We start from the raw sequence: 9,549 nt of genomic DNA, 5'->3' as shown, positions 1-9,549 counted from the left end.
ATTCCCAATTTTTAGCTATTTTCTTAGAAGAACAATAAATTAAATCTTTAGGTACATCATGAATATTTTTCGTAAAGTAGTCATATATAATATCACTTAATTCTTGTTCGCTATCACCTCGTATATTTCCGCTTAGTTCTTCTACTACTTCAATCTTTTTATTATTAATATGTAATACAAATATGCCGCCATCAACTTTATTAAATGTGCAATCTGCAATAAACCAATCATTTTTAGCGTATAATAAAGTTATCTTATCAACTTTAATACTTTTATCATATTTACCAACCATTTTATTCATAGCAGTTGATACTTTTTTATAATAATTACTGTTGTGTTTTACAGCAGATACAAGATTGCAATCAAATGTGTCTGCATAAACATCAGTGAACAACAAACCCAGCGCTGCAACAACATATATAATTACTCTCATAGTTAACTCCTTTAGTTATGCATTTCTTCATTGCTTCATCCAGGTATAATAATTATTGATAGTATTTTATAACAAAAACCCTGCACTTTTACAAGGCAATATCTCACTTTTTCTCATTATTATCAGCATGTTATGTAACGCCAAACCGTAATTGACCTTACTTGTATTTATAGGAATATTATTTATTTCCACTTAACATCTTTTCGCCGCAAATTCCTTCACATCAATCTTCATAATCCAACTTTGACCTACCAGCCATCTCATCATCCAGTATCCAGCAGTCCAAATCATTACCAGCACGGTAATAACTACTAGATACCGAAAGAATCCCACTAAAAACCTATTCATTTCCATCCACCGGCACAAACAACCTGCAAACCGGCATACCATCCTCCCCAAACCACCAAATCGAAATATCCCCATCCAGCGGATTCAACAAAATAGGACACCCGTCATAGTCCTTACCATCCATTCCCTTCTTCTTAATCCGCTCAAAAAACAAAAATTCATGCTGACACTTCACGCACCATTTCTGCCGGAACCAGAAAGCTTCGAAACCGCTCCTGGGTAAATATTGAGTACCTGGAATCCCACGTGAAAGACTCTCATCAACGGCTCCCTGCCAAGTTTTTTCACCACCATTCCTATCACCCCTCATCCAATCCTTCTCATACCCAGCCGTGCTCATAGAAACTCCCACAAAAACTGAGCAAACTTCTCCCTATCAATCATCCTTGTGAATATAGCCAGTGAAATAGGGTCAAGATAACCTTCACACGCAAATTCCTCCCACCACGGCTGCGAGCTAGCCCATTGATACAAAACCCCGAACCCTTCCCAAGTATCAAAATCAGGAACATCTACACCATCCAACTCAACACCACTCTCTCGCATTTTCTGAATCAGAAAATCTCTTCGTTCTGCATCCATGAATGACCTCACGTAACTACCTCAATAACTAATGCACCAATCTTTTCCGTTGATTACGATTACTATTCGACCCTTGGAACTGAAGTCCTGGCCCGATATCCATCGACATGTACCCATGCACCGCACACAAGAATGAACAATATGAATAGAAAATATGGCGGGACTTCATCACCATGAATGGCCGCGATAATTTCCCGCATTCAATGCAATGAAATTCCCGTCCCATTTGTAACTCGCCAACTGGATATGAAAGCCCCTCACCAGCTTGAAACTCATACTCTTGGGACATATGACCACCTGTTACAGCAGTATTTGTGGTAAATAGTGAATGATTTGCGTTGACTACAGTGTTACTGCCGGAATGACTTTTTTATTGATGACTGATGGTGATTCTGACCAGCTTGACTACTTCCTGCTGAAGATGGAGCGTACTTTTATTTAAAAATCCTTCAGGGGGATTCACTTCCAGAGATAATGCTGACAGGATTTGTATATATCCATTGCGCCGGGTCTCCAGCATTTTCTGGTTTAAGCGGTTTTTTATTCTCTTCGTGATATCAACTGTTCTCATCAAGAAATCCTTTCTACTGTAACCCGCCAGCAGTCGTGAACATCTTCCTCAAACGAAACATCTAACACCTGGAACTGGCTCCTTCTTGCCCCTGAATCCGCAGTATGTTCAGCAATAGCTCTCGCAAGCCGTGTTCCCTCATCAGCATTTTTCTGAAGAATGGATTCAAGGTGTTTTCTCTCGCTCGGTTTAAGCATCAATACCTCCTGTCTGGTTCATGCCTGTCCTGTCTTTCTGACCAACTTCATTTGGAAATCCTTTGGAGAGCTAATCCGCTCAACCTTTACATTCCAATCGCCAATATTTTCTCCATGCAGCGGGATGTCACAAACGTTAATCTCACATTTGTTGGAACCAACGATGTGAGTTACACAGGCAATCGCCCGTGCAGCATTCAGCATCTCCAGAGCCAGTTCATCATCGATATCGTGAGATACAGACACTTCATGTCTACCCATGGTTATTCTCCTTTCGTGGTGGGATAAATGATATTTTTGTAAATTGGTAATAGATATTTATATCTTTCTGGTATATTATCTTGATTAAAATTACACCTAACAATATAATTAATCATTATAATATAAAGTCTATCACGGTTAATAACTTTTTTCAAGAGAAATTGCACGAGTGCATGGAGACGAGCTATGGGCTTCAATAAAGAGACTCACACCAACGTATCTGTAGTAATGACGAAGGAAATTTACGAGAAGCTGAAGCAATTAGCTGACAGGGAACGGCGGAGTGTGTCGAAACAGGTGTTATTTTGGATTGAAGAGCGGTTAGAAGCTAAAGACAATTCTTAATTACTTTCCCGCCCAGTACATATTTTTATATCATAGTTATTAACTTGACTATAAAGTTATTAACTGCTATGATATGAAAAAATGTATAGGGAGGAAAAAGTTCATGCCAGTAAATACAGAAACACATGTAAATGCTTCAGTCGTTCTCGAAAAGGACATATATGAAAAACTGAAAGTTGTTGCCAAACGGGAAAAGCGGAGTGTCAGTAAGCAGATTGCTTATTTGGTTGAAAAAATGTTGCAGGATGAAAAATAAGTTGTGAAGGTTAAATGGAACCGGTGATTACGAATGCAACAAATGTTAAAGTCGTAGATGCAAGGCAGATAGATTATTCGAATGATTTTTGGATTACAGACCCCCCTTATGCAGATGCAATAAATTATCATGAATTAACTGAATATTTCCTTGCGTGGTATGGGAAAAAATTAACATCTTTATTTCCAGATTGGTACTCTGACAGTCGGCGTGCTCTTGCTGTCAAAGGGAGTGACGAAGCTTTTCGTCGTTCGATGGTAGACTGCTATAAAAATTTAACTAATAACATGCCCGACAATGGGATGCAGGTAGTTATGTTTACCCATCAGGATGCGGGTGTGTGGGCAGACTTGGCTCTTATTCTGTGGGCAGCAGGGTTACAGGTAACATCAGCCTGGACAATTGCTACAGAAACTGACGCAATCGGTATTAAGAAAGGCAATTATGTTCAAGGAACGGTAACACTTGTTCTTCGCAAACGACAATCTAACGAAGTCGGTTTCCTTGATGAAATCACTCATGACATTAAGCCTGAAGTAGAACGTCAACTTCAATCTATGCTTGATGTAGAAGATAAGGATGACCCCAATTTCACTGATAGTGATTATCAGCTTGCCGCCTATGCTGCTGCTCTACGAGTCTTGACAAGCTACAAGCAAATTGAAGATTTGGACATTGAGCGGGAATTGTCTAGACCACGGAATAAAAATGCTGACAAATCCCCAATCGAATCCATTATTGAAAGTGGAGTAAAAATTGCCTCTAACTTCCTTATTCCCAAAAGCCTTCATGACGATGAAATTACCCGTCGAGACCTCTGGCGAAATCTCTCTGCCGATGAAAAGTTTTACATAAAGGGTCTAGAAATTGAAAGTCATGGTGATTATCGTCAAGGCGTGTATCAGGAGTTTGCCAAAGGCTTTGGTCTACGTGAGTACACCAATATGCTTGAATCTGGTAAAGCCAATGAAACTCGTCTCAAAACTGCATCTGAATTTAAACGCCGTGAAGTTGGAACCCCCGGATTCGGTTCTACTCTCACCCGCCATGTACTTTTTGCCATTTCTCAAGTGGTAGCTGCTGAAGATGTATCCTTGGGACTGCGTTGGCTGAAAGAAGAAATCCCAGGAGATTATTGGCAGCAGAAGCAAACTATATTGTCTATACTCCGCTACATTGCCAAGATGCCTATTGAGCATTGGCAGGAAGATGCAAAATGGGCAACACTGCTGGCTGGTACGGTAGAAAACGACTCTGTGTAACAGGAATCCGGCATGTCGGTTCAACGCTATACTTCTCGCTTACAAAAACTGGACGAATCGTTTCTGACCCCCAGACTCACCGGGGCAAAGAAATATGACCGGATTGCCGGATACTTTTCTTCCTCTATTCTCGAAGTTGCTGGGGAAGTACTTGAAAAAGTAGATGGTGAAATTCGTATTATTTGTAATTCCGGTCTTGAGCCTCAGGATGTAATAACTGCCAAAGCTGCTCAAGCGGCAATGCGGCGTGAGTGGTGCGCTTCTGAACCGGAAAAGCTGGGCGAACTTGCCAAGGGTCGCTTCAACCGCTTGTTCCAGTTCCTACAATCAGGGAAGCTCAAGGTAAAGGTTCTCCCTGATGAGCATTTCGGGTTAATTCATGGCAAAGCTGGCGTAATTACCCTTCCAGACGGCAGCAAGACTGCATTCATGGGTAGTGCTAACGAATCAAAATCGGCATGGCAGCTTAATTACGAGATTGTTTGGGAAGATGATACAAAAGAAGCCATTGACTGGGTACAAGACGAATTTGACGCTCTCTGGTCATCTCCAAATGCAGTTGCTCTAGCTGATTTTGTAATTGAAGATATTGAGCGTATTTCCAAACGTGAAGTAATCGGCAGTATCGAAAAATGGCGGGAGAATCCTGTTCCTTCTGCTCCCATCATAGAATCCCCTGTATATCGAAAAGAAGTAGGTCTCTGGGAACATCAGAAATTTTTTGTAAATCTTGCTTTCAAAGCACATACAGGCCCACATGGAGCCAGATACATCCTTGCCGACCAAGTAGGTCTTGGGAAAACCCTGCAACTGGCAATGTCAGCCGAACTTATGGCCCTTGCCGGTGATAAACCGGTTCTCGTGCTGGCTCCAAGAACAGTTATCTGGCAGTGGCAGGATGAATTACGCAACTTGCTGGATATGCCTTCTGCTGTCTGGAACGGGAAACAATGGGTAGATGAAAATGGTCTGGAGTATCCGTCTACAGGCCCAGAGTCCATCAGAAACTGTCCTCGCTGGGTAGGAATCGTTTCCACTGGCTTGATTATTCAGAAGACTGAAGTGGCGAACTGGCTTGCCAGTATGCAATTTGAATGTGTCATTCTTGATGAAGCACATAAGGCTCGCCGGAAAAAGATTGCTAAAGGGAAAGAATACGAAAGCAGTGACCCGAATAACCTTCTTGCCTTCATTCAGGATATTTCGGCTAACACAAGGAGTATGCTCCTTGCCACAGCAACCCCTGTCCAGCTCCATCCTGTCGAAGTATGGGACTTACTGGAAGCCTTGAGTCGTGGTTCTGATGCAGTTCTGGGTGCTCATGGTTCGCCATGGCGTTCTGCACGCAAAGCAATCGAACTCGTTATGGGAGACAAGGAACTTCCTCAAGATGATATTGAGATGTGGGAATGGCTCCGCAATCCTTTTCCACCTACATCTGAAGGTGTTGACTATACCGTTCTTCGCCGCTCCCTCAAGCTGGCAGAGAGTGACGCTATTGCTGTTGGGAGTAAATTTCAGGCTCTTTCATCTGCTGATAAAAAAAGATTGCGTGGAATCTTTGCAAACTTTGTAAAAGACCATAATCCCTTTATCCGTCACATCGTCCTGAGAACGCGGGAATATCTTGAGACCACAATTAACCCGGCAACCGGAGAAACATATCTGAAACCGGTTAAGGTAAAGCTTCATGGGGAACGTGATGAAGATGCTGTTCATCTGCCGCCATTCCTCAAAGAAGCGTATCACCATGCAGAGACCTTCTGCGAACTTATCTCCTCAAGAATGAATTCTGGTTTTTTAAAAACGCTTCTTCTGCGAAGAGTTGGTAGCTCAATTGAAGCTGGAAAACTGACCGCTCAAAAGATGCTGACAACCTGGAACCAAGTGGATATTGAAGAATCGGAAGATGAAGACCTTTCCGAACTTGACCCCAAGACCTTGCTCCCTGCTGAACAGCAGGCTCTTTCCAGATTCATCAAAGCGTTGGAAGCCAATCAGTCTCGTGACCCCAAATATGCAGTTGTTCTTAGCCTTTTGAAGAATAAGGGGTGGCTTGAGCAAGGATGCATTATTTTCAGTCAGTTTTATGATTCCATATGGTGGCTTGCTAACCAGCTTACAAATGAACTTCCAGGTGAGAAAATTGGTATTTATGCCGGGGCAAATAAATCGGGAATACTTCTGGATGGACTATTTGAACCGGTAAAGCGTGACGTTCTCAAAGAGATGGTTCGTTGCCATGAATTGCGTCTTTTACTTGGCACTGATGCCGCCTCAGAAGGTCTAAACCTACAGCGTCTTGGCACACTCATCAACCTTGATTTACCGTGGAATCCTTCCCGTCTCGAACAGCGCAAAGGACGAATCCAGCGAATCGGACAGATTCGTGATGAAGTGGATATTTACAATATGCGCTACAAAGATTCCGTTGAAGACCGTGTTCACGAGCTATTATCTGGACGACTTGAAGACATTTCAAAAATGTTTGGCCAGTTGCCGGATATTCTGGAAGATGTCTGGATTAATGTTGCCATCGGTGAAATTGAGCAGGCTAAACAGACCATCGATGCTGTTCCGAACAAGCATCCGTTTGAACTGCGGTACCACAAAATTGATAGGGTTGATTGGGAAACGTGTGAAATGGTTCTAGATAATACGAATAGAAAGAAGCATTTGTCGAAGGGGTGGCGGTAAGGGTTTAGTAAATATAAAATTGCTTTCGTGTGAGGCTTAAATGTCAGCTAGTCAAAATATAGATTATTTGGTAAGTGAGCTATTAAAGGTTACTTGTCTCAACAACCGATTTACTAATATCAAATGTGTTAATTGGCCACCTGACCCAGGTGAAAATAAACGAGGGAATTTTTCACTTGTTTTTAAAGCATTTGATACTACTACCAACAAAACAGTCGCCATTAAATTTATGGACCCAAGTCATCTGGGTAATGACTATAGAATTAACTGTTTTAAACGAGAACCTAAAATATTAGACCATATTTTAAATAAACCTCGTTGTTTACAAATCGTAGACAAAATAAATTCGCATATTATAGAAATTAAACTACCTAATGGGTTTGCAGTTAATTTACCATGTGATTATTTTGTAACCGACTGGATTGATTATGATATAGACGACTATTTTTTCAATAAGGACAATTTACCGGCAAAACTTAAATTGACTGTGTTTAAATTAGTGTTGTTGGCAGTAGACGCAATACATAAAAACGGAATATTCCATAGAGATTTAAAACCCGACAATATGCGAGCGAACTCCTCAAAGATTGATGACAAGGTAGTTTTTGTAATCGACTTTGGAACTGCTGCACAATATGATTCAGCCAAAATCCTGGAAGAATATACTGCTCAGGTTGGTGCAAATCTATATTCAGCTCCAGAAGCTTTTCTCGGTTTTTCTGGAGAAAGGAATATTGCAAAATTTACCGATATATATGCCTTAGGATGTATGCTTTACGAGCTTTTTAACGACTCGTTGTATTTTGAATCTCAAATTTCTAACCCTAATTATCGTGTTATAATGACAACATTAGGGGTTAATTTAATGCAGTGCAAAACGTTGCAAGATAAAATTGCTTGCTGGAATAGCAATATGTCTTCATTTTCAAAAATGGTTGACCCACCAGATTTTTATGGGGATAGATGTACACTACCAGCTTCCATTATTAGCTTAATAGAACCTCTATACAAGGAACTTGTAGCATTCGATTTTAATAAGAGATTGTGTAATTTTGACAAGATACGAAATAGAATCGATACAGCGATAAAAGTACTTGACAATGATTTATATCAAAGGAAAAAAATAGAACATAGAAAATTGCTTAAGTTAAGAGCTATAGAAAAAACCATAAAAAAAGAAGCCAGATTAACCAATTACTTAACTAAAATAAAGAGCATATCATGTTAACATTAGAAAGAGTAAAAGAAATTGAAGCTCAAAAAAGAGATATAGATATTATATTTGATGATGAAGCATTATTTCATCTCGGATTCGAACTACCTTCTGCTGATGAGCTTCAGATTAGCAGATGTAAACCGGCTCAAAATATTTCAGTTGTAGAGATATCTGCTCAAGACCCTTTTAACTTCAGGGAACTATTCCAATATGAACTAATTAATCTATCAAAGAAAAGAGATAGATTTAAAGAATCTAAAACATTTGCATTGAAATTTGCAGGAGTCGCAACCTTATCTGGAGAGCTTGATAAGGCTGAAATTGTTCTGCAAGAAGCAATCAAAAACAATCCTGACTCAAGATTACTTAACAAACTTGGAGACACCCAGATACTTCAAGGCAAGGATGATAAAGCTAAAAGCACTTTCGAACAAAGTGACCTGTCTTCTGATTTATATTCGAACCTCAGAATTGCATACGTGTATGCCAAGTCTAACGATTTAAGTAACGCCATGAAGTATTTAGAAAATGCCCGGAAAATTGACCCTACAGATTTTCGCCATCAAATGTTCATGGGATTAATTCATCTAAATAATGGTCAGTGTGAGCTGGCAATTAGGAATTTTAGAGTTGCTTCCGAAACAAAAAGAAATTCGTCAGCCCTTTACGTCAACCTAGCTGCTTCTCATTGGTCACTAGGCCATACTGAAAAAACTGCCAAAGAACTAAAGAAGGCTATTGCCGTTAACCCATTAAACGAAAATGCCTTGATATTTTATGCAGATGTTATGTTTTCAATAAAATGTAATGAAAAAGCGATATCTCCTTTAGAATTTTATGTGAAATTAAACCAAAAATCTAAATTTGCTTGGGAGCGACTTGCCAGAGCTTATTATTTTACCGGTAAATATACAAAAGCTAGGCATGCATTAGAAAATCAGATTGCCATTCATGATGAACCATCTGCATACAATAATCTTGGGTTAGTACATTGGAAGCTCAATAACGATAAAATTGCATTCAAATGCCTTTATAAATCAATTCAAGATTCAAAATCAGATAAAAATAATCGCTCTATTCCGTTACTTAACATGGCAATAGCGTTAAATGAGAGAAAACATTTCAAAGAATGTTATGGTATCCTTAGTAATTTTGTAGAGCAGGAACATACAGATATAAACGATAGAGTTTTGTGCAAAATATATATCGAGTATCTATCTTGCTTGGAGGGTCTTGAAGAGTATGAGAAATCAACAATAAAGCTTAATGAATTTGTGCGAAGAGATATTAAAGATGTAGAAGGCAAAGCATTACTACTAATTAGTAAGATATATTCGGATGCCGTTATAAACAATGATGTTGAAGAATGTATTAAATCTAC

The 9,549-nt window shown here is 39.7% G+C and carries 12 protein-coding genes; 6 read left to right on the top strand and 6 right to left on the bottom strand.

The features are described 5' to 3' along the window. The 6 genes from OR1_RS20195 to OR1_RS22385 all read right to left on the bottom strand — a co-directional run. On the bottom strand, positions 1 to 433 hold a 433-nt coding region (locus OR1_RS20195; RefSeq protein WP_041974884.1), incomplete at its 3' end, for a hypothetical protein. Between the two features lie 340 nt (positions 434 to 773). Then, on the bottom strand, positions 774 to 1,121 hold the full coding sequence (locus OR1_RS20190; protein ID WP_041974882.1) for a hypothetical protein: 348 nt from the start codon (positions 1,119 to 1,121) through the stop codon (positions 774 to 776). After that, positions 1,118 to 1,363 (bottom strand): hypothetical protein, encoded by a 246-nt coding sequence (locus OR1_RS20185; protein WP_041974880.1) that lies wholly within the window; start codon positions 1,361 to 1,363, stop codon positions 1,118 to 1,120. Before OR1_RS20185 ends, OR1_RS20190 begins: the two co-directional genes overlap by 4 nt. Positions 1,364 to 1,733: 370 nt before the next feature. Further along, positions 1,734 to 1,934, bottom strand: a complete 201-nt coding sequence (locus OR1_RS20180; RefSeq protein WP_041974879.1) for a hypothetical protein — start codon at positions 1,932 to 1,934, stop codon at positions 1,734 to 1,736. Then, a complete protein-coding gene (locus OR1_RS22390) occupies positions 1,934 to 2,131 on the bottom strand; it encodes a hypothetical protein (RefSeq protein ID WP_041974877.1) in 198 nt (65 codons plus the stop codon). The genes OR1_RS20180 and OR1_RS22390 overlap by 1 nt, the downstream gene beginning before the upstream one ends. A gap of 18 nt (positions 2,132 to 2,149) precedes the next feature. After that, complete coding sequence (locus tag OR1_RS22385) at positions 2,150 to 2,392, bottom strand: hypothetical protein (protein ID WP_041974875.1); 243 nt, start codon at positions 2,390 to 2,392, stop codon at positions 2,150 to 2,152. Positions 2,393 to 2,578: 186 nt separating this feature from the next. Here OR1_RS22385 and OR1_RS21875 point away from each other — a divergent pair, with 186 nt between their 5' ends. From OR1_RS21875 to OR1_RS20150, 6 genes are all read left to right on the top strand, one after another. Continuing rightward, a complete protein-coding gene (locus OR1_RS21875) occupies positions 2,579 to 2,737 on the top strand; it encodes a hypothetical protein (RefSeq protein ID WP_082003063.1) in 159 nt (52 codons plus the stop codon). Positions 2,738 to 2,840: 103 nt separating this feature from the next. After that, positions 2,841 to 2,993, top strand: coding sequence for a hypothetical protein (locus tag OR1_RS21870; RefSeq protein WP_160295288.1), 153 nt, complete (start codon positions 2,841 to 2,843; stop codon positions 2,991 to 2,993). Positions 2,994 to 3,007: 14 nt separating this feature from the next. Next, entirely contained in the window at positions 3,008 to 4,255 is a 1,248-nt protein-coding gene (locus OR1_RS20165; protein WP_052440721.1) for a hypothetical protein, read from the top strand. A gap of 12 nt (positions 4,256 to 4,267) precedes the next feature. Then, positions 4,268 to 6,952, top strand: a complete 2,685-nt coding sequence (locus tag OR1_RS20160; protein WP_041974873.1) for a phospholipase D-like domain-containing anti-phage protein — start codon at positions 4,268 to 4,270, stop codon at positions 6,950 to 6,952. Between the two features lie 40 nt (positions 6,953 to 6,992). Beyond that, complete coding sequence (locus OR1_RS20155; RefSeq protein WP_041974871.1) at positions 6,993 to 8,180, top strand: protein kinase; 1,188 nt, start codon at positions 6,993 to 6,995, stop codon at positions 8,178 to 8,180. Beyond that, positions 8,174 to 9,549, top strand: a 1,376-nt coding sequence (locus OR1_RS20150) for a lipopolysaccharide assembly protein LapB (RefSeq protein ID WP_041974869.1), incomplete at its 3' end; no start/stop codon positions are given. The genes OR1_RS20155 and OR1_RS20150, both read left to right, overlap by 7 nt.

Origin of the sequence: Geobacter sp. OR-1 (assembly GCF_000813145.1) — a bacterium.
Taxonomy (GTDB): domain Bacteria; phylum Desulfobacterota; class Desulfuromonadia; order Geobacterales; family DSM-12255; genus Geoanaerobacter.
This window is presented reverse-complemented; position numbering and strand designations above follow the sequence as displayed.

Coding starts and splice junctions, on each gene's coding strand:
- OR1_RS20180 (WP_041974879.1), bottom strand. CDS start 1,934: ATGAGAACAGTTGATATCACGAAGAGAATAAAAAACCGCTTAAACCAG.
- OR1_RS22385 (WP_041974875.1), bottom strand. CDS start 2,392: ATGGGTAGACATGAAGTGTCTGTATCTCACGATATCGATGATGAACTG.
- OR1_RS20155 (WP_041974871.1), top strand. CDS start 6,993: ATGTCAGCTAGTCAAAATATAGATTATTTGGTAAGTGAGCTATTAAAG.
- OR1_RS20160 (WP_041974873.1), top strand. CDS start 4,268: ATGTCGGTTCAACGCTATACTTCTCGCTTACAAAAACTGGACGAATCG.
- OR1_RS20165 (WP_052440721.1), top strand. CDS start 3,008: ATGGAACCGGTGATTACGAATGCAACAAATGTTAAAGTCGTAGATGCA.
- OR1_RS20190 (WP_041974882.1), bottom strand. CDS start 1,121: ATGAGCACGGCTGGGTATGAGAAGGATTGGATGAGGGGTGATAGGAAT.
- OR1_RS22390 (WP_041974877.1), bottom strand. CDS start 2,131: ATGCTTAAACCGAGCGAGAGAAAACACCTTGAATCCATTCTTCAGAAA.
- OR1_RS21875 (WP_082003063.1), top strand. CDS start 2,579: ATGGGCTTCAATAAAGAGACTCACACCAACGTATCTGTAGTAATGACG.
- OR1_RS20185 (WP_041974880.1), bottom strand. CDS start 1,363: ATGGATGCAGAACGAAGAGATTTTCTGATTCAGAAAATGCGAGAGAGT.
- OR1_RS21870 (WP_160295288.1), top strand. CDS start 2,841: ATGCCAGTAAATACAGAAACACATGTAAATGCTTCAGTCGTTCTCGAA.